The organism is Leifsonia shinshuensis, from assembly GCF_013410375.1.
In the GTDB taxonomy this organism is placed as follows: domain Bacteria; phylum Actinomycetota; class Actinomycetes; order Actinomycetales; family Microbacteriaceae; genus Leifsonia; species Leifsonia shinshuensis.
In genome coordinates this window covers 454,444-471,883 of sequence record NZ_JACCFL010000001.1, presented here as the reverse complement: position 1 = coordinate 471,883, position 17,440 = coordinate 454,444, and the positions used below count along the sequence as shown (strand labels likewise).

Annotated in this window: 22 protein-coding genes; 12 read left to right on the top strand and 10 right to left on the bottom strand. The window is 73.2% G+C overall.

The genetic code is table 11. The features are described 5' to 3' along the window. The first annotated feature begins 43 nt into the window (after positions 1 to 43). On the top strand, positions 44 to 949 hold the full coding sequence (locus tag HNR13_RS02370) for a 5'-3' exonuclease (RefSeq protein WP_179609056.1): 906 nt from the start codon (positions 44 to 46) through the stop codon (positions 947 to 949). A gap of 81 nt (positions 950 to 1,030) precedes the next feature. Here HNR13_RS02370 and HNR13_RS02365 read toward each other — a convergent pair whose 3' ends face one another. Together HNR13_RS02365 and HNR13_RS02360 are read right to left on the bottom strand one after the other, a co-directional pair. Further along, a complete protein-coding gene (locus HNR13_RS02365; protein WP_179604264.1) occupies positions 1,031 to 2,236 on the bottom strand; it encodes a GDSL-type esterase/lipase family protein in 1,206 nt (401 codons plus the stop codon). Positions 2,237 to 2,393: 157 nt separating this feature from the next. After that, positions 2,394 to 3,323 carry an aldo/keto reductase gene (locus HNR13_RS02360; protein WP_179604263.1) on the bottom strand — a complete coding sequence of 310 codons (930 nt, stop codon included), beginning with the start codon at positions 3,321 to 3,323 and terminating at the stop codon, positions 2,394 to 2,396. A 103-nt stretch (positions 3,324 to 3,426) separates the two neighbouring features. Between HNR13_RS02360 and HNR13_RS02355 the strand changes: the two genes are divergently transcribed. Both HNR13_RS02355 and HNR13_RS02350 read left to right on the top strand, forming a co-directional pair. Next, positions 3,427 to 3,747, top strand: a complete 321-nt coding sequence (locus tag HNR13_RS02355; protein ID WP_179604262.1) for a TetR family transcriptional regulator — start codon at positions 3,427 to 3,429, stop codon at positions 3,745 to 3,747. Next, a complete protein-coding gene (locus HNR13_RS02350; protein WP_218881149.1) occupies positions 3,740 to 4,342 on the top strand; it encodes a hypothetical protein in 603 nt (200 codons plus the stop codon). Before HNR13_RS02355 ends, HNR13_RS02350 begins: the two co-directional genes overlap by 8 nt. A gap of 45 nt (positions 4,343 to 4,387) precedes the next feature. Here HNR13_RS02350 and HNR13_RS02345 read toward each other — a convergent pair whose 3' ends face one another. Continuing rightward, positions 4,388 to 4,654 (bottom strand): hypothetical protein, encoded by a 267-nt coding sequence (locus tag HNR13_RS02345; RefSeq protein WP_179604261.1) that lies wholly within the window; start codon positions 4,652 to 4,654, stop codon positions 4,388 to 4,390. Between the two features lie 54 nt (positions 4,655 to 4,708). On the opposite strand from HNR13_RS02345, the gene HNR13_RS02340 reads away from it, so the two are divergent. Both HNR13_RS02340 and HNR13_RS02335 read left to right on the top strand, forming a co-directional pair. Beyond that, complete coding sequence (locus HNR13_RS02340; protein WP_343063417.1) at positions 4,709 to 5,341, top strand: TOPRIM nucleotidyl transferase/hydrolase domain-containing protein; 633 nt, start codon at positions 4,709 to 4,711, stop codon at positions 5,339 to 5,341. 26 nt (positions 5,342 to 5,367) lie between these two features. After that, positions 5,368 to 5,880, top strand: a complete 513-nt coding sequence (locus tag HNR13_RS02335; protein WP_179604260.1) for a tetratricopeptide repeat protein — start codon at positions 5,368 to 5,370, stop codon at positions 5,878 to 5,880. A 129-nt stretch (positions 5,881 to 6,009) separates the two neighbouring features. On the opposite strand, the gene HNR13_RS02330 is transcribed toward HNR13_RS02335, so the two are convergent. From HNR13_RS02330 to HNR13_RS02315, 4 genes are all read right to left on the bottom strand, one after another. Beyond that, positions 6,010 to 6,930 carry an AEC family transporter gene (locus HNR13_RS02330; RefSeq protein WP_179604259.1) on the bottom strand — a complete coding sequence of 307 codons (921 nt, stop codon included), beginning with the start codon at positions 6,928 to 6,930 and terminating at the stop codon, positions 6,010 to 6,012. Between the two features lie 75 nt (positions 6,931 to 7,005). Next, positions 7,006 to 7,455, bottom strand: coding sequence for a VanZ family protein (locus tag HNR13_RS02325; protein ID WP_179604258.1), 450 nt, complete (start codon positions 7,453 to 7,455; stop codon positions 7,006 to 7,008). Positions 7,456 to 7,544: 89 nt separating this feature from the next. Further along, a complete protein-coding gene (locus HNR13_RS02320; RefSeq protein WP_179604257.1) occupies positions 7,545 to 8,378 on the bottom strand; it encodes a tryptophan-rich sensory protein in 834 nt (277 codons plus the stop codon). 75 nt (positions 8,379 to 8,453) lie between these two features. Further along, a complete protein-coding gene (locus HNR13_RS02315) occupies positions 8,454 to 9,248 on the bottom strand; it encodes a putative protein N(5)-glutamine methyltransferase (protein WP_179604256.1) in 795 nt (264 codons plus the stop codon). A 116-nt stretch (positions 9,249 to 9,364) separates the two neighbouring features. Between HNR13_RS02315 and HNR13_RS02310 the strand changes: the two genes are divergently transcribed. From HNR13_RS02310 to HNR13_RS02290, 5 genes are all read left to right on the top strand, one after another. Further along, entirely contained in the window at positions 9,365 to 9,703 is a 339-nt protein-coding gene (locus HNR13_RS02310; protein ID WP_179604255.1) for a hypothetical protein, read from the top strand. 138 nt (positions 9,704 to 9,841) lie between these two features. Then, on the top strand, positions 9,842 to 10,114 hold the full coding sequence (locus HNR13_RS02305; RefSeq protein ID WP_179604254.1) for a hypothetical protein: 273 nt from the start codon (positions 9,842 to 9,844) through the stop codon (positions 10,112 to 10,114). A gap of 105 nt (positions 10,115 to 10,219) precedes the next feature. Further along, entirely contained in the window at positions 10,220 to 10,936 is a 717-nt protein-coding gene (locus HNR13_RS21405) for a hypothetical protein (RefSeq protein WP_246312700.1), read from the top strand. A 54-nt stretch (positions 10,937 to 10,990) separates the two neighbouring features. Further along, positions 10,991 to 11,254 carry a DUF7218 family protein gene (locus tag HNR13_RS02295; protein ID WP_179604253.1) on the top strand — a complete coding sequence of 88 codons (264 nt, stop codon included), beginning with the start codon at positions 10,991 to 10,993 and terminating at the stop codon, positions 11,252 to 11,254. 47 nt (positions 11,255 to 11,301) lie between these two features. After that, positions 11,302 to 12,225 (top strand): hypothetical protein, encoded by a 924-nt coding sequence (locus tag HNR13_RS02290; protein WP_179604252.1) that lies wholly within the window; start codon positions 11,302 to 11,304, stop codon positions 12,223 to 12,225. A 31-nt stretch (positions 12,226 to 12,256) separates the two neighbouring features. Here the strand turns inward: HNR13_RS02290 and HNR13_RS02285 are convergent, their stop codons facing one another. The 3 genes from HNR13_RS02285 to HNR13_RS02275 all read right to left on the bottom strand — a co-directional run bounded on the left by HNR13_RS02285 (position 12,257) and on the right by HNR13_RS02275 (position 15,082). Then, positions 12,257 to 12,574 (bottom strand): DUF7882 family protein, encoded by a 318-nt coding sequence (locus HNR13_RS02285; RefSeq protein WP_179604251.1) that lies wholly within the window; start codon positions 12,572 to 12,574, stop codon positions 12,257 to 12,259. A 154-nt stretch (positions 12,575 to 12,728) separates the two neighbouring features. Further along, positions 12,729 to 14,015, bottom strand: a complete 1,287-nt coding sequence (locus HNR13_RS02280; protein WP_179604250.1) for a sodium:proton exchanger — start codon at positions 14,013 to 14,015, stop codon at positions 12,729 to 12,731. Positions 14,016 to 14,323: 308 nt separating this feature from the next. Beyond that, positions 14,324 to 15,082 (bottom strand): alpha/beta fold hydrolase, encoded by a 759-nt coding sequence (locus tag HNR13_RS02275; RefSeq protein WP_179604249.1) that lies wholly within the window; start codon positions 15,080 to 15,082, stop codon positions 14,324 to 14,326. A gap of 143 nt (positions 15,083 to 15,225) precedes the next feature. On the opposite strand from HNR13_RS02275, the gene HNR13_RS02270 reads away from it, so the two are divergent. After that, positions 15,226 to 16,224 (top strand): Gfo/Idh/MocA family protein, encoded by a 999-nt coding sequence (locus HNR13_RS02270; RefSeq protein WP_179604248.1) that lies wholly within the window; start codon positions 15,226 to 15,228, stop codon positions 16,222 to 16,224. A 110-nt stretch (positions 16,225 to 16,334) separates the two neighbouring features. Then, entirely contained in the window at positions 16,335 to 17,354 is a 1,020-nt protein-coding gene (locus HNR13_RS02265) for a Gfo/Idh/MocA family protein (protein ID WP_179604247.1), read from the top strand. The last annotated feature ends 86 nt before the right edge of the window (positions 17,355 to 17,440 follow it).

The following is a 17,440-nucleotide window of genomic DNA, read 5'->3' as shown; positions in this document are numbered from 1 at the left end:
CACCTTAGCGGCATGGCATGATCGGGCTGTGACCGGGCGAACGATGCTCCTCGACAGCGCATCCCTCTACTTCCGCGGGTTCTACGGCGTCCCCGACACGGTGCGGGCGCCGGACGGCACCCCGGTGAACGCGGTGCGCGGCTTCCTCGACATCATCGCGAAGCTGGTCACCGACTACCGTCCCGAGTCGCTCGTGGCCTGCTGGGACGACAACTGGAGGCCGCGCTGGCGCGTCGACCTGATCCCCAGCTACAAGGCGCACCGGGTCGCGCAGGAGGTGCCGGGCGGGGTCGACGTGGAGGAGGTGCCCGCCGAGCTCGTCGCGCAGGTGCCCGTCATCCGGGAGGTGCTCGACGCCCTCGGGATCACGATCGTCGGTGCCGCCGACCACGAGGCCGACGACGTGATCGGCACGCTCGCCACCACCACGCCCGGACCGGTGGACGTCGTGACCGGCGACCGCGACCTGTTCCAGCTGGTCGACGACGACCGGGACGTGCGCGTCGTCTACACCGCGCGCGGGATGAGCAACCTGGAAGTGCTGACGGACGCGACGGTCGTGGCCAAGTACGGCATCCACGCCCGCCAGTACGCGGATTTCGCCGCGATGCGCGGTGACAGCTCCGACGGCCTGCCCGGCGTCGCCGGGGTCGGCGAGAAGACCGCGGCCGCGCTGCTGGCCGAGTACGGCGACCTCGACGGGATCCGGGCGGCCGCCGCCGACCCCGCGAGCGCGATGAAGCCCGCGCTCCGGACGAAGTTCGGCGCGGCGGGCGACTACCTCGCCGTCGCGCCCACCGTCGTCGAGGTCGTCCGCGACCTCCCCCTCGGCACGGTCGACGCGCGCCTGCGGGCCCCTTCCGACGAGCAGCGCGCGGCCCTTGCGGCCCTCGCCGAGCGCTGGGCCCTCGGCGGCTCCCTCGACCGCTGCCTCACCGCCCTCACCTGACCCCTCCCCCAAGCAGCCGCCGAGCACAGGAAAACCGTCGCGAATCACGCTGAAACGCGACGTTTTTCCTGTGCTCAGCGGCTAGGAGGCGGAGGGGTCGAAGCGCCAGAGTTCGCGTTGGGCGAGGAGGGCGAGCTCGCGGAGGACGTCGAGGTCGGCGTCGGACTCGGCCGGCCGGCGGGCGGTGCGGCCGAAGACGCACATCGCGCCGATGCGCGTGCCGTCGGGCGCCTCCACGGGATAGCTGGCGTAGAAGCGGAGGTGCGCGGGGCCGGTGACCAGGGCGTTCGTGGCGAACCGCTCGTCGTGCTCGGCGTCGGGCACCACCATCCCGTCCGGGGACTCCAGGGTGTGCAGGCACGCGGACTGCTCGATCGGGATCTCGGTGAGGGCCGCGCCGACCGCCGCGATCGGCCACTCCGTGCGGTCGTCGAGCACGGTGAACATCGCGATCTCGGCGCCGAGGGTGCGCTGCGCGGTGCCGACGAGTCCCTCCAGCCGGGCGTCCCGCTTGTGCTCGCCGAGCCGCAGCCGGGCGATCGCCGCGATCCGGTCCTCGGCGGTGGAGGCGTGGTGCCCGGTCTCTACGGGGTGCCCGATCAGGGCGGGGGCGAGAGCGTCGGCGATCGAGCGGGCCCAGAACAGATAGTCCGCGGGGCTGCGGTGCCGGCCGCCCTCCACCCGGGGCGACGCCGGCAGGGGGACGAACGTGGCGCCGGTCTCGGCGCAGGCCTCCCGGGCGGCGCGGTTCAGCCGCTCGGCGTGCTCCTGCACGAAGTCGCGGAACTCCTCGTCGTAGGGCGGCAGCGACCGGATCGGCTGGGCGCCGAGCCAGGCGACCACCCCCGCCCCGCTGGCGCGGACCTCCTGGAGCAGCCCGGTGACGTGCCCGCGCCACCGCGCCGGCTCGACCATGCGGACCGTGTCGGCGACGGTCGCGCTGAGGATCACGACGTCGTACCGGCCCGCGCCGGCCGCGCGCACCATCCGGGCGAGCCGGCGGACGCCGGCCGACGGGTGCGCCTCCACGTCCACGACGACCCCGCGCCCGGTGGTGGCGGCGATCGCCCGCGCGAGGGCGCCGGGCAGCGCCAGGTCGTGGCTGCTGACCCCCCAGCCGACCACGGGTCCGGAGCCGGCGAGCAGCACGCGCAGGTTCCGGCGCCCGGCGACGAAGGCCTGCGGCGAGTCCGCGGGCCGCGCCAGGGACTGCCGCACGCCGCCGACGCGCAGCAGTCTGAGCCGGGCGGCGAGCCGCCGCGAGGCGCCGAGCCGGTCGTCTTCCACCTGCACGACGGTATCCCGACCATGCGCCCCACGGCACCCACGGCTCGCCGCGACTCCCGCCAGACGCCGGAGAGGCTGTCGAGTACGCGCAAAATCGGGCGAAAACCGCCGAGTACGCGGATAATTCGCGTACTCGGCGGTTTGTTTCGGGAGGCCGCTACGGGAGGATGTGCCCCGCGAGCCGGAACAGGCGGTACCACTCCTCGCGGCTCAGCGGCAGGTCGGAGCCCGCAGCGGCCTCCTGGACGCGGCCCGGGTTGGTGGTCCCGAGGACGACCTGCATGTTCGCGGGGTGCCGCGTGATCCACGCGGTCGCGATCCCGGTGGGGGTGACGCCGTAGGCGGCGGCGAGCTCGTCGAGGGCGTCGTTCAGCTCGGGGTACTGCTCCCGGTCGCCGAGGAAGACCCCGTCGAAGAAGCCCTTCTGGAACGGCGACCACGCCTGCAGCGTGATGTCGTTGAGGCGCGCGTAGTCCAGGATGCCGTTGTCGCGGTCGATGGACTGGTCGAGGCCGGCCATGTTGGCGGCGACGCCCTGCGCGATGATCGGCGAGTGCGTGATGCTCAGCTGGAGCTGGTTCACCTTCAGCGGCTGCGTCACCCAGCGGCGGAGCAGCTCGATCTGGCCCGGCGTGTGGTTGGAGACGCCGAACGCCCGCACCTTGCCCGCGGCCTCGAGCTCGTCGAACGCCGCCGCGACCTCCTCCGGCTCGACCAGCGTGTCCGGACGGTGCAGCAGCAAGAGGTCGAGGTAGTCCGTGCGGAGCGCGGCCAGGGACTCGTCGACGGTGGCCAGGATGTGCTCGCGCGAGAAGTCGAAGTAGCCGTTCCGGATGCCGACCTTGGACTGGATGACCACCTGGTCGCGCTCGGACGCGGGCACCGCGCCCGCGTCGCCGAACCGGGTCTCGCAGCCGTGACGCTCGTCTCCGTAGATGTCGGCGTGGTCGAACACCGTGACGCCGGCGTCCCTGGCCGTCCCCACGAGCGTGCGGACTTCCTCGTCGCTCAGCGGGCTGATCCGCATGAGACCGAGGACGACGTTGGAGGCGGGGACGGCGATGTTCGGAAGGCTCAGGGTTCTCATGCCTCCATCTAACCCCCCGTCAACCCCCTGGCCGGATTCGCGCAGAAGACTACCGTCTACAGTCCGGGGAATCGGGGCCCGGACGGACGGTAGGAGGGGACCGATGACGATGACGCCAGAGGCGAGGACGGCGGTCGACGGGTTCCGGCGGGAGACCCGTCTCGAGGCGTGCCAGCCGCACGGTCCCGGCTACATCGTGCACGCCCTCGGGCGCGACTTCCACGTGAGCGACGAGATGGCGCGGATCTTCCTGCGCCAGGTGGAGCGGGTCGCGGAGTCCGACGCGTCCGCGCTCGTGATCCTGCGGCACGCGCACGGCGTCGAGCTGCTCATGGTGACCGACGCGTCGTCGTTCTCGATCCGCCCGTCCACCGCGGCGGACCGCGCGGCGGCACAGGCGGCCTATCCTCGGATGCGTGGATGAGCTGGGCGACGCGGACCCTCTAGGTCCGGAGGCTGCAGGCGCGGGAGCCGCAGAAGCGGAGAATGCGGACGCGGAGACCGCAGACGCCGAGGCCGTGGACCGTGTCCGGGCCGCCCTCGCCGACGCGGTCCGCCGGCTGGAGGAGGCCGGCGCGCGCGACGAGGCGCTGGCCGTGCTGGTCCCGCGGCGGCGCAGGTTCGGCATCCCGCGCGAGCCCGTGCTGCGGCCGGCCGGGCGGGTGTGGCGGCTGGGCGTGCTGCTCCTCGCGCGCGACGGCACGCTGCACGCCACCGGGCAGCTCGTGCGCGCCACGCCGCCGGGCCGCACCCAGTACGTCTCGGTGTCGGCGGAGACGCGCAGGGCCTACCGCGCGGCGGCGGAGCGCGGGCACTTCCGCGACGGCGAGACCGTCGACTTCGACGCCCCCGACATCGAGCTCACGGTCGAGGGCCTGCGCGCCGCGACCGGGCCGCTGCTGCTCCGGGACGGGCAAGCGCTGGTGCGGTGGAGCGCCGCCTCGGAGCAGACCGTCGGCTTCCACGACTACCTGGCCGAGCGCGTGGACCTGCTGGCGCACCCGCCCCAAGGAGCGTGAGGCGCCGAGGGTGAGGCGCGCAGCGGGTACGGCGAAGAGCGGGGCTCAGGCCTCGGTCGGGGCGCTGTCCGCCTTGCCGGTGACCTGATCGAGCTTGTCCGACGCCTTCCCCACGGCGTCCGACACCGTGTCGCTCACGGTGGAGGCGGCGCGGCCGGCGAGGTCCCCCACGCTGTCCTTCACCTGCTTCACCTGGTCCGAATTGGAGAAGCCCTGCCATTTGCTCCGCATGTTCTCGTAAGCGCCGCGGCCCGCGCGGGTGCCGACCACGAACCCGACGGCGACCCCTGCCAGAAAGATGATGACCTTCATGCGCAGCACCGTACGCGCGCGTCGCCGACCGCACCAGGGACGAGAATGGGCCGGGTGACGGAACCGGTGCGGGGCGGGGAGGACGGCGGCGACGCCGTGGCGCGCTTCGAGCGCGCGGCGTCCGCGTGGTCCGCGCGTTCAGGCTCCGCGACGGTGCCCGTGCCGGCCGGGCTGGTCGGCGCGCTGCTCGTGGAGGGCGCGAGCGACCGCGCCGCGTGCCGCGAGGCGTGCCGGCTGCTCGGGGTCGATCCGGCGGGCTCCGGGGTGGCCATCCTCCCGATGGGCGGCGCGATGAGCGTCCGCCGGTTCGTCGGCCTGCTGCGCCCGGCGCAGCTGCGGCTGCACGGCCTGTGCGACGCCGGCGAGCGCGGCTTCTTCGAGCGCGCCGGGCTGGACGAGCGCTCGGTGTCGGTGTGCCGTCCCGATCTGGAGGGCGAGCTGCTGCGCGCGCTCGGCGTCGAGCGGGCGGAGGCGGTGCTCGCGCGGGAGGGCGATCTCGGCCTGTTCCGCACCTTCCAGCGCCAGCCCGCCCAGCGCGAGCGGCCGGCGCTCGCCCAGCTGCACCGCTTCCTCGGCACGACCTCCGGGCGCAAGGAGCGCTACGGCCAAGTCCTCACCGCGGAGCTGGCGCCGGCGGAGCTGCCCGCGCCACTGCGGGAGGCGGTGGAGGCCGTTCTCCGCCGATAGAACGCCCGGCGCATAGGCTGGGCCGCATGCCCACCACCTCCCCCGAGCTGCTCGATCGCCTGGCCGTCCTCTTCGCCGCGCGCGACCGCGACAACATGCGCCCGACCATCGACGCGTTCCTGGCCGTGCTCGCCGAGCACCCCGACGACCCGCACGTGCTCTACGAGGTGGGCGGCTCCTACGACACCGCGGGCGAGGAGGAGACGGCGGCCGGATACTACGAGCGCGCCCTCGATGCCGGACTGGCGGGCGACACGCTCCGGAAGTGCCTGCTGCAGCACGGCAGCACCCTGCGCAACCTCGAGCGCTTCGACGAGTCCCTGGCGGTGCTCGACCGGGCGCGGGCCGCGTTCCCGGAGTCCGAGTCGGTGCGCGTCTGGCACGCGCTCTCGCTGCACGCCGCCGGTCGCAGCGACGGCGCGGTCGCCGAGCTCATGGAGCTCGCCGCCGACCGCATCCGCACCCCCGACCTGCTGCGCTACGAGGCGGGGCTGCGCGGCAACGCCGAGTACCTCCGCGAGCTCGACGCCGCCCGCTGACATTCGTGACGAATCGCGGCTCTGACCCCGCCAAACGCGACATTCGGCACGAATCGCCAGACCGACATTCGTGACGAATCGCGGCTTTGAGCGCGCGAAAGGCGCGATTCGTCACGAATGTGCGGAGGCTCAGGCCAGCAGGGCGGCGATGACCAGCAGCACCGGGACGGCGAACAGCGTCGTCAGCAGGACGATGTCCCGGGCGACCGGCATCCCGCGCTCGTAGCGGGCGGCGAAGTTGTAGACGTTCTGCGCGGTCGGGAGCGCCGCGAGCGCCACCGCCGCGAACAGGGCGTGACCGTCCAGCCCGAAGGCGAACCGGGCCACGACGAACGCGATCAGCGGCATCCCGACGGACTTGAGGACCACCGCGGTCGCGATCTCCGCGCGGCCGTGCCCCGCCTGGAGCGGACGGGACCCGTGCAGCGACATCCCGAACGCCATCAGCACGAGCGGCACCGCGGCGCCGCCGAGCAGCTCGAACGGCTGGTAGACGGCCGCCGGGATCGGGATGTGCAGCACGTCCACGAGGATGCCGAGCAGCGAGGCGATGATCATCGGGTTGCGCACCGGCTGCGTCAGGATCGACCGGAGCGAGACCGTCCCGCGGCTGGTGACGTCCAGCACGGTGAGCGCGATCGGCGCGAACACGATGAGCTGGAGCAGCAGCACCGGCGCGACGTACGACGCGCTCCCCAGCACGTAGACGGCGACGGGGAGGCCGATGTTGTTGGCGTTGACGTAGCCGGAGCCGAGCGTGCCGATCGTGGTCTCCGCCGCCGGCCGCCGGAAGAACAGTCGCGACAGCGCCAGGAACAGCCCGGCCGCGACGACGGCCGCGATGGCCGCGACGACGAGCTGCGTCGAGAACACGACTTTGAGGTCGGCGTGCGCGAGCGTCACGAAGAGCAGGGCCGGGTTGGTGACGAAGAACGCGATGCGGTTGAGCACGTACGGCGCGGTCGGGCCGCCGACCCGGAACCGCCCGGCGAGGTAGCCGACCAGGATGACGAAGGCGATGATCCCGAACCCGGTCAGCACTCCAGCCATCGACGCGGCGTCTCCTCTCGTCTCCCCCGGACCATCCTGCGGGACAATCCTGCCAAGGAATGCGCCACGATCCGGTCAGGACGTCAGCGGATCGCGCGCATTCGCGTGGAGCCTCCCGGCCACCAGCACGCCGATGCCCGTCCCGATCACCGCGCCGAGCGTGTTGGCGATCACGTCCTGCACGGTACCGAACCGGGCGGGGAGGAAGAAGTGCTGGGTGAGTTCGATCGCGACGCTGGCGAGCAGGCCGGCGAGCGGGGCGATCCACCAGCGGCGGCGCCCGGCGATCAGGACGAGGAGCAGGGCCGGCGGGACGAAGAACGCGATGTTGGCCGTGAACTCGATGACGTCGTACGCGTCGAGGGGGCGGATCCCCACGACGGCCAGCGTGCCGAGGAGGCGGAAGAGCAGCGGGTGGAACGGGCGATCGACCGGGGTCGGCCACAGCCCGACAGCGGCTACGAAGACGGTGTAGGCGAGCAACCCGATGGTCGCTCTGGTGCGGATGCGTCGGTCGGCGGGCATCGCATCAGGTTACGGGACTCGCATCCGGAGTTCCTGTGTGTCAGACCCCACGTTTCACAGCGTCGGGGTGGGCCGCGGCGGCGCGACCGTCAGCCGCGCCGGATGCGGCCGCCCCTGGCCACGCGCGCCGCCCCGGCGACCATCACGATCAGGACCGCCGCGGCGAGCGCGGTCACCGCGACCACGGCGCTCGGCAGGGCGCCCTCCACCCGCGAGACCGCGATCCACACCAGGCCCCAGGCGGTGGCGAGTGCGGGAGCGAGGCGGCCGCGGTCCCAGACGGCGAGCGCGCAGGCGACGGCCGCGAGCAGGACGATCACGGCCATCGCCCACAGCTCGGGCGCGACGCCGAACCCGGTGAAGCCGGCGGCTTGCAGCCACGCCGCCGCGTCGGCCGCGGTCGCCACCATCACCCAGCCCAGGTACAGGCCGACCGTGCCGTCCAGGAGGACGCTGTCGGCGGTGGACTCGCCCGGCTCGTGCCGCAGCCGCACGAACGCGACCAGGAGCACCGCGAGCAGGAGGGCGATCACCGGGACGCTCAGGGCGAGCAGCCCGGCCTGCACGGCGAGGATCCAGGCGGCGTTGAGCAGGAGCGAGGCGAGCACCCAGTAGCCGGCGGCTCGCTGGCGGTGGCGCGTCGCCTGGGAGGGCAGCGCCTGCCAGATGGCGTACCCGGCCAGCCCGAGGTAGATGACCGACCAGATCGCGAACGCCGGCACCGCCGGCGCCAGCAGCGTGGCGTCCGGCCCGAGCGCGCCGCCCGCCACCTGGGGGATGGGCCGGCCGCCGGCCAGTCCGGAGCCGTAGGCCGCGCTGCAGAGGGCGACGACGGCGGCGGCGATCACTCCGCTCTGCCGGATGCGGTCGGCGACGGTGGGGTGCGTCGTTCCGAGCGGCAGCCTTCGGGTAAGGCTCGACATGCGGCACAGAGTAGTCCGGAGGGCCGGGAACCGGCATCCCCTTGCGTTTTCGCGGATCCTGGGGCTGAGGGAAGCTCAGGAGGCCGGATCGGCGTGCGCGGCTGAGGCGGTCGCGACGACCACGGTCCCGTCCAGGTCGGGGTCCGAGACGACCCGCGGGGTGAATCCCACCGCCTCGAACAGCCCGGCGGTCCGCTCCGCCTGCTCGTCGCTCGTCTCGATGACGACGGCTCCGCGCGGCGTCAGCCAGGCCGGCGCCTCCGCCGCGATCCGCCGGTGGAGGTCGAGGCCGTCGGCGCCGCCGTCCAGCGCCACCGCCGGCTCGTACAGGCGCGCCTCCGGGGGCATCAGGGCGATCGCGTCCGTCGGCACGTACGGCGCGTTCACCGCGATCACGGCGAACCCGCCCCGCAGGGAGGCCGGCAGCGCGGCGAACAGGTCGCCCTCGAAGACGCGCTCCGGCGGGAGGTTGGCGCGCGCGGCGCGGACGGCCGCCGGCTCGACGTCCGCCGCGTACACGACGGCGCCCGGCACGCGCGCGGCGATCACGGCGCCGATCGCTCCGGCGCCGCAGCAGAGGTCGAGCACCGCGTCGTCCGGCGCGGCGAGCGCGGCCGCCTCCCGGGCGAGCAGCTCGGTGCGGCGGCGGGGGACGAAGACGCCGGCGTCCACGTGGATGCGCAGGCCGCCGAACTCGGCGTAGCCGAGCAGGGGCTCGAGGGGCTCACCGGCCACTCGCCGCTCGACCAGGGCCTCCAGCTCGTCCGGGGAGGCCGCGGCCTCCAGCAGCAGGGCGGCCTCCTCCTCGGCGAAGACGCAGCCGGCGGCGCGCAGCCGGCGCACCAGCGCGGTGTCGTCGCTCGCGTCCACCGGGCCATGCTATCCGGCGGCCCGCAGCCGTCGCCGCGGGCATGCCCAATCCCGCCAGAGTTCAACCCCTCCCCCTAGACCTTGACCCGCCGCCGGTCCGCTCGTATGGATGGTCTATGAAGAGGATCCACTACGCGAGCGGGTCGGTGCTCACCGGCGACGCGATCGCCGACGTCCTGGTGCGGTACGCGGCGGTCCTGGCGACCAACACCGCGGCTGCGGAGGTGCGTGCGCCGGTGATCCTCCACTCCGGCGAGGTCGGCGAGGCGGTTCTGCTGCTCGGGCCGGCCAGCCAGATCCTGGCCGAGAGCGAACCCTACGACGGTCCGGAGCTGCGCGACACCGACTTCGTCGACCGGCTGGACGACCTCGTGACGTCTCTGGGGCCGCGCCGGGCGACGTTCGTCCATGCCGGGACCGAGGAGCTGGACGACCTCGACGTCGACCTGCTCTGACCGCTCCGAGCCCTCCCGCCGAGCCCTCCCGCCTGGCCGGATCGTCCGGCCGTCGGCCGCATCCGATACAGGAGTGCACTGGCAGAACCCGGATTGCCGCGTACTATCTGGCGGGAGAGCAACTCCGGGGAGTAGGACATGCAGGTGTTCCACGTCTACATCGACGAACTGCGATTCACGTTCGTCGATCGCGAGCCTGTCGAAGAGCTGAAGCGGCAGGTGATCCAGGCGAGCCGTTCCGCCGGAGACTTCATCGCGATCACCCAGTCGAGCCGTCCGCCGAGCGAGATCTTCGTGACCAGCCAGACCCGGGTGCGCATCGAGACGGCCAGCATCCCGCGGGAGCCCGCCACGGCGAGCGACCACGAGGAGGACGACTCGTTCTGGTTCGACTTCGACTCGCTCAGCTGAGGGGACGAGCCGCTGGGCCACGCGGGACGCGGGCGGCGGGGTCCGGCTCGGCGGCGCGCGAGCGCGGCTATAGCCCGCGTTCGGGGATTCCAGTAGGGTCGCGGCATGACCATTCCTGAGGACGAGAACAAGCCGCAGCCTCCCGAGGGCGGCAACACTGCCGGCGCCGTCCCGCCGGTCCCCGAGCCCACCGAGCCGGCTCCTTCCTCTGAGGTGCCCCCGGCCGCCCCGGTCACCCCTCCGCCCGCGGCGCCCGCCGGCGGCTTCCCGCCCGCGCCGCCCGCGCCCGCTGCCGGCTCGGTCCCGCCGCCTCCCGGAGCCTTCCCGGCGTACGCGGCCGCACCGCAGGAGCCCGTCGCCGCGCCCACCCGCATCCCGTCCACGGTGAACGCCGCCTTCTGGCTGTACGTGGCGAGCGCCGTGCTCAGCGTCATCGGCGGGATCGTCACGATCGCCACGGCCCCGGGCAGCAAGGGCGCGATCATCCGCCAGTTGCAGACCTCCCGGGCGAACCTGAACGGTCAGAGCCTCGACCAGATCGCGAACGCGGCGGTCAGCGTCGCGATCGGCGTCTCCATCGTCACGCTGATCTTCTGGGCGATCACCTTCGTGCTGTTCGCGTTCTTCATGCGGCGCGGAGCGAACTGGGCGCGGATCGTGCTGACGGTCCTGACTGTGCTGTCGCTGTTCAACATCATCCCGGGCTTCCCGTTCGGCCTGCTCCAGGTGCTCGCGTCGATCGTCGCCGTGATCCTGATCTGGCTGCGGCCGTCGTCGGCGTGGTTCGCCGCGATCAAGGCGTCGAAGGCGCCGCGGGCGTAGCCTCCTCCCGCCACCCGGCGTACCGTTCGTCGCGGACGACGAGAGGGGCGGATCATGCCGGGACGAGAGAACTCGCTGAAGGACCAGGAGCTCTACGAGAAGCTGCGCGACGAAGGCAACTCGAAGGAGAAGTCTGCTCGCATCTCCAATGCGGCCGCGGCGCGCGGTCGCAAATCCGTCGGCCGGAAGGGCGGCGAGTCCGGCTCGTACGACGACTGGACGGTCCCTGAACTGAAGAAGCGCGCCAAGGAGCTCGGCCTGACCGGCTACTCGAAGAAGACCAAGGCGGAACTCGTGGAGGAGCTCCGCGACCACTGAGTGCCGCGGGCCGGACGCGTGACGCCGCGCACGCGTACACTCGCGGCATGGACCTGCGCGAGGTGGCCGCGGACCTGTACGGGGTCGATCCCGCGGAGTTCGTCGCCGCGCGCTCGGCGGCAGCCGCCGGAGCGGACCGCGAGCTGCGGAACAGCATCAAGACGCTGAAGAAGCCCACCGCGTCCGCCGCGGCGGTCAACGGGCTGACCCGGCGGGACCCCGAGCTGGTGGAGCGCATCCTGGAGCTCGGCGACCGCATGCGGGACGCCTTCGCCGCGCGCGACCGGGACGCCATCCGCGACCTGACGCGGGAGCGGCAGCGCCTGCTGCAGCGCGCCCTGCGCGACCTCGGCACGAGCGCCGCGGTCGGCCGCGAGGTGGAGGAGACCCTCCAGGCCGCCGTCATCGACCCGGCCGCCGCCGCGGCCGTGCGCAGCGGGATGCTGGTGCGCGCGCTGGAGTCGACCGGGGTGGAGTCCGTCGACGTCACCGACGCGATCGCGCTGCCGCTGGACGCCGACGCGCTGGCGGCGCTCGCACAGCGGGACACGGAGCCGATCGTCACGGCGACGCAGGCGCCCCGCCCCGCGGACCGCAGCGGCACGAAGACTGCGCGGACCCCCGGCGGAGAGAAGAGCGCGCGGGAGGCCGCCGGCGCACAGACCGAACCGGAGAAGAAGGAGAACGCCAGCGACCGCCGGGAGCGCGAGCGGACCGTGCGTGCCGCCGAGCGCGCCCTGGAGCGTGCCCGGGCCGACGCCGAGGCGCTCGACGACGAGCTCGACGCCGAGGTCGACCGCCGCGCCGACCTGGAGGCCGAGCGCGACGCGCTCGAACGGCGGATCCAGCGGACCGAGGCCGAGCTCGCCGACGCGAAGGCTGCGGAGCGCGCGCTGCGGCGGCGCATCCCGGAACTGCAGCGCGCCGTGCGTGACGCCGAACGCGCCCTGGACGAGGCCCGCGACGGCTGAGCCGATCGGCTGAGCCGACCGGCCGCTTCGATCAGGCGGGAAGGTGCTGGTTGAGGTCGTCCTCGGCCATCACGACCATGCCGCCGGTGCGCTGGGACGTGTGCATCAGCGCTTCCAGCCACTGCGGGTTGATCGCGGGCGGACGGCTCCCCGCGAACTGGAACGCGATCGGGATCTCGCGGCTGATCCAGAGCGACACGCGCCCCGAACCCTGGTCGACGGGGACGTCCCAATTGAGCAGGAAGCTCTCGTGGCGGCGCAGTTTGGCCACGACCGCGAGCTTGACGTGACTCAGCACGCGGTCATCGAGGTCAAATTCCTGACCTGCGCCGTAGAGCAGTTTTCCCATGCTGCAATAGTGCCCCACGAAACACCCATCGTGCCTCGCGAATACAGGGGATTGACACACCCGCCATTCCCGGATAAGACCGGACCAGCGGCTGAAACCGCTCTCACTGGGAATGCCCTCCGACCGCTCCCGGACGCCCGGGAACGGTCGGCGCTCAGGTCCGCCGGAACGGCGCCGCCACCGTCGCACCCAGCGCCCGCCGGCGCACCACGGCGAGGACGCCCGCGAGCAGCGCGTAGCCGCCGGCCACGAGCCAGCGCGCCTCGGTCGACGGGAACACGAAGGTCGCGGCGAAGAGCACGAACAGCGCGACGGCCCACCTCCCGCTGAACCGCAGCGAGAGCAGCACGGCGACGCCGAGCAGGGTCTGCGCCGCCGTCAGCACGAACTCCTCGGTCTGCCGCCCGTCGAGCGGCAGCGCCCAGCCGCCGCCGCCGAGCGCGTGCGCGATCGGCAGGGTGCCGACGAGCGCCGTCCACTGGTTGACCTTGCTGGCCAGCAGGATGCCGAGGCCGGTCGCCGCCCGGCCGCGCACGACGAAAAGGATCGCGATGACGAACTCCGGCGCCTCGGACGCGAGCGGGGCGAGCCACTGCACGAGCAGGAAGTCGTCGATCCCGAGGGCGCGGCCGCCCGAGACGAGGCTGTGCGCGAACGGCTCGGCGAGCGCCAGGATCACGGCGGCGGCGAGCACGAAGATCGCGACGACGACGATACGGCGGGCCCGCTTCGGCAGCGCGCCGAGGTCGCGGGAGACGCCGATCAGCTCGGGCTCCCCGGTCTCCGTGCGCGCGACGCGGACGAGGTAATACACGAACAGGGCGAGCAGCACGACGCCGAGCGCCACGTCGATCCGTCCGGTCAGCGGGATGATCAGGGTCAGCGCGGAGGCGATCAGGAGGAGGCCGAGCTCGGTGCGGTTCTCCCGCGGCAGCCCGATCGAGAACGGCCTCTGCAGCACGTCGGCGTCGGCCGCGCGCCTCGCACGCAGCGCCCGCTGCGCCAGGAAGGCGACCAGCAGCAGGAACGGCCAGCCGAAGCCGAGCAGCAGCCGGTTGGAGCCGGTCATGTTGGCCGCCGCGTACGCGGCCTGCGCAGGGTCGGAGCCGGCGGAGAAGGCGAAGTACAGGTCGATCGCGTATTCGGGGAGGATCGCGACGACCGCGAGGAGGCCGACGGCGAGCCCTCCGGAGATGTCGAGCTCCGCGGCCTCCCCGGCCCAGGCGAGCGCGAACGCGGCGGCGACGATGGCCGCGCCGAAGGCGAGGATGCCGACGGCCGGCGGGAGGTCGACGCCGGCCGGCCGGAGCGCGACGCCCTGCGCGGCGACGGCGACGACGAAGCCGAGGGGGAGGAGGAGGCGCAGGGCGGGGCGGCGCGACGGGGCGGCGTCGGGCCGGGATCCCGGTCGGGTAGGGGTGATGGGTGCTGGCCCGGTCATGGCAGCGGTCCTCTCGCTCGCGCGGCGACCGGGCACGGAAGGAGACCGGCCACCGCAGACGGGTGGCCGAAGGTCTCGCTCGCCCCGCGGTCGCTGACGCTGCGCGGGGTGGCACGCCGGGCCGGGCTTCGTGGCCGGCCAGTGTGTCGACGTGCCGCGGGGAGCTACTCCCCTTCGACCCGTCCAGCCTGTCAGAGCGCGCGGCCGTGCCTCCCGGCCGCGGGCGGATTGCCAGCGTTTCGCGCGGCCTAACTCGGGCGCTCGGCCGCCCCTAAGTGGATGTCAGGCGCGGGGATCAGGAGCGGCACTCAAGCGTCGAGGAAGGCGATCAGGTGCGGGAGGAACGCGCGCAGCGCCGCGTCGTCGCCCGCGGCCGCCAGGAGCTCGCCGAGGTAGTCGCCGTGCGTTCCCGGCACGATCAGGAGGCGCGCGTCCGGCAGCAGGCCGGCGACCTCCACGAAGTGGGCGCTGCGCACCACGTCGCGGTCGGCCCCGACGACCAGCGTCGGCGCGGCCACCGACGCCACCAGCTCGTCCGGGAAGTCCTGGAAGCCCAGCATGAGCCGCCGGTCGAGCTCGAACATCCGCTCGGCGTGCCCGGGGTCGCGGCTGACGGCGAAGTCGGCTTGGGCGTAGACCGCGGGCAGGTCCTCGAAGCGTCCGGCCTCCAGGCCGGCCCAGAAGCCGTCGACCATCGCATCCCGGCGCAGCGGCGCGGACGCCAGCACGAGCTTGCGCACGCGATCCGGGTGGCGCGCGGCGAGCTGCAGCGCGACCTGGCCGCCGTTGCTGAAGCCCAGCACGTCGACCGGGCCCAGGTGGAGCTCCTCGAGCACCGCGGCGACATCGTCGGCCGACGCCTCGAACGACGGTTCGCGGTCGCCGGAGGCCGTGCGACCGTGGCCCTGCAGCTCGACGGCGAGCACCGAGCGGGTGCGCTCCAGCAGCGGGAGCAGCATCCCCCAGTTCGACTCGATCGTGGAGCCGCCGCCGTGGAGGAGGAGCAGCGGCGGGTGCGGCGAGTCCTCGTCGCCGTGCCATTCGCGATGCAGGGGGATGCGCGTCACAGTGCCCGACGCTACCGCGTCACGCGCGCCGTGGACACACTTCTGCTGGCAATCCGGCAAAAGACCTGTGCCGGACGCGGTGAAGTGGTTAGGCTTGAGGAGTTCGCGCGCATCGAATACCAGGCAAGGAGGCCTTCACAGGCATGTCCCATCCACTCGCTGTCGCTGCGCTCGGCTTCTGGCACGTCCACGCGGGCGATTACGCCCGCGTCGCCCAGGAGCATCCCGGCACCACCCTCGTCGCCATCTGGGACGACGACCCCGAACGCGGCCGCGAGGCCGCCGAGACGTTCGGCGTGGAGTTCGTCGCCGACCTGGACGAGCTGCTCGCCCGTGACGGTCTCGACGCCGTCACCGTCACCACCTCCACCGACCGCCATCGCGACGTGATCCTGCGCGCGATCGCCGCGGGCAAGCACGTTTTCACCGAGAAGGTGCTCGCGCCGAGGGTCGAGGAGGCCGACGAGCTCGTCGCCGCCGCCGACGCCGCCGGCGTCTCGCTGGTGGTCTCGCTCCCCCGCCTCTACCACGGCTACACGGCCGGGATCGAGGAGGTCCTGGACGCCGGGACGCTCGGCGACCTCGCCTACAGCCGGGTGCGCCTCGCGCACGACGGCTGGATCGCCGGCTGGCTGCCGGACCGGTTCGGCCACCCGACCGAGGCGATCGGCGGCGCCCTCACCGACCTCGGCTGCCACCCCGCCTACCTCACCCGCCTGTTCCACCGGAGCGAGCCGCTGCGGATCAACGCCACCTACGCGAGCCTCACCGGGCGTGAGGTCGAGGACAACGCAGTGGTCACCGCGGAGTTCGCGGGCGGACGGATCGGCGTCTTCGAGGCCAGCCTGGTGCAGGGACCCGGCGACTTCACGATCGAGCTCCGCGGCACCCGCGGCGCGCTCTCCTACGGGGGCGCCGGCGGCGGGCTGCGGATCGACACGGGTGACGGCTGGCGCGAGCTGCCGGTCCCGGACGACAAGCCCGGCGCGTTCGACGAGTGGGTGCAGCGCATCCACGACGGCGGCCGTGCCGACGCCAACCTCGACCACGCGCTCGCGCTGACCCGCATGGTGGTCGCGGCGAACGCCTCCGCCGCGGAGGGTCGCGCCGTGACGCCCGCCGTACCCGCCGCCACCCGCTGACCGCGCCGGCCCACCACACCGAACACACACCACCGCCGCGGGGCGCGAGCGCCCCGATCCGGCACTTCCCGGGCGCTGACGCGCCCCTCGATCCTCTTTGGAGTCTTCCCATGACCAGCAACACCGTCCGAATCGGCCTGATCGGGGCAGGCGGCATCGCCGGCGCCCACGTCGAGGGCTACCTGCTCAACCCCGATGTCATCACCTTCGCGGCCGTCGCCGACCCGGTGCGCGAGAGCGCCGAGAAGCGCGCCGCCGCCTCCGGCGCGGCGATCTACGCCGACTACCGCGACATGCTCGCCGAGTCGGACATCGACGCCGTCGACATCTGCCTGCCCCACCACCTCCACAAGGACGCGATCGTCGCCGCGGCCCGCGCCGGCAAGCACATCCTCTGCGAGAAGCCGCTCTGCTTGACCCCGGAGGAGGCCGCCGAGGTCTCCGCGGCGGTCGAGGAGGCCGGGGTCACCCTGATGTGCGCGCACAACCAGCTGTTCCTCCCCGCGGTCGCCCGCGCGAAGGAGCTGATCGAGTCCGGCGCGATCGGGCGGGTCTACGAGGTGCGCACGACGGACTCCTTCTACAACGACTTCGACCCGGCGAACATGGGCTGGCGCGCGCACGCGTCGACCTCCGGCGGCGGGGAGCTGATCGACACCGGCTACCACCCGACCTATCTGCTGCTGCACCTGGCCGGGGGAGCCCCGGTCGAGGTCACGGCGATGCTGGCCACGCACCGGCTGACCTTCATGGAGGGCGAGGACTCGGCGACGGTGCTCGTCCGCTTCGACAACGGGGTGATCGGCACCGTCGTCACGAGCTGGGCCTACGAGGCCGCTCCCGGCACCGAGAAGTTCTCGGCGGTCGGCGAGCTCGGCAGCCTGACCAGCGACGGGACCACCCTCACGCTCAAGCGGCGCGGGGAGGCCGAGCCCACCGTGCTCGCACTGGAGCCGGTGCACCAGTTCGGCGAGGAGCTGAAGCACTTCGCCCGCAGCGTCCTCGACGGCACCCGCCCGCTGCACACGCACAAGGAGGGCATCGAGGTGCTCGGGATCATCCTCGGCGCCTACGACTCCGTCCGCACGCGCGCCGTCGCCACCATCCCCGCCCTCTCCCCCACCCGCTGACCCACCGCCGAGTACGCACGAAATCAGCCGGAAGCAGCCGAGTACGCAGACTATTCGCGTACTCGGCTCTTTCGTGCGGCGGGTAG

Bases quoted from the DNA above. Each gene is read 5' to 3' on its own strand.
- HNR13_RS02370 (WP_179609056.1), top strand. From the start codon at position 44: ATGCTCCTCGACAGCGCATCCCTCTACTTCCGCGGGTTCTACGGCGTC.
- HNR13_RS02360 (WP_179604263.1), bottom strand. From the start codon at position 3,323: ATGAGAACCCTGAGCCTTCCGAACATCGCCGTCCCCGCCTCCAACGTC.
- HNR13_RS02355 (WP_179604262.1), top strand. From the start codon at position 3,427: ATGACGATGACGCCAGAGGCGAGGACGGCGGTCGACGGGTTCCGGCGG.
- HNR13_RS02345 (WP_179604261.1), bottom strand. From the start codon at position 4,654: ATGAAGGTCATCATCTTTCTGGCAGGGGTCGCCGTCGGGTTCGTGGTC.
- HNR13_RS02335 (WP_179604260.1), top strand. From the start codon at position 5,368: ATGCCCACCACCTCCCCCGAGCTGCTCGATCGCCTGGCCGTCCTCTTC.
- HNR13_RS02330 (WP_179604259.1), bottom strand. From the start codon at position 6,930: ATGGCTGGAGTGCTGACCGGGTTCGGGATCATCGCCTTCGTCATCCTG.
- HNR13_RS02325 (WP_179604258.1), bottom strand. From the start codon at position 7,455: ATGCCCGCCGACCGACGCATCCGCACCAGAGCGACCATCGGGTTGCTC.
- HNR13_RS02320 (WP_179604257.1), bottom strand. From the start codon at position 8,378: ATGTCGAGCCTTACCCGAAGGCTGCCGCTCGGAACGACGCACCCCACC.
- HNR13_RS02310 (WP_179604255.1), top strand. From the start codon at position 9,365: ATGAAGAGGATCCACTACGCGAGCGGGTCGGTGCTCACCGGCGACGCG.
- HNR13_RS02305 (WP_179604254.1), top strand. From the start codon at position 9,842: ATGCAGGTGTTCCACGTCTACATCGACGAACTGCGATTCACGTTCGTC.
- HNR13_RS21405 (WP_246312700.1), top strand. From the start codon at position 10,220: ATGACCATTCCTGAGGACGAGAACAAGCCGCAGCCTCCCGAGGGCGGC.
- HNR13_RS02295 (WP_179604253.1), top strand. From the start codon at position 10,991: ATGCCGGGACGAGAGAACTCGCTGAAGGACCAGGAGCTCTACGAGAAG.
- HNR13_RS02290 (WP_179604252.1), top strand. From the start codon at position 11,302: ATGGACCTGCGCGAGGTGGCCGCGGACCTGTACGGGGTCGATCCCGCG.
- HNR13_RS02285 (WP_179604251.1), bottom strand. From the start codon at position 12,574: ATGGGAAAACTGCTCTACGGCGCAGGTCAGGAATTTGACCTCGATGAC.
- HNR13_RS02280 (WP_179604250.1), bottom strand. From the start codon at position 14,015: ATGACCGGGCCAGCACCCATCACCCCTACCCGACCGGGATCCCGGCCC.
- HNR13_RS02270 (WP_179604248.1), top strand. From the start codon at position 15,226: ATGTCCCATCCACTCGCTGTCGCTGCGCTCGGCTTCTGGCACGTCCAC.
- HNR13_RS02265 (WP_179604247.1), top strand. From the start codon at position 16,335: ATGACCAGCAACACCGTCCGAATCGGCCTGATCGGGGCAGGCGGCATC.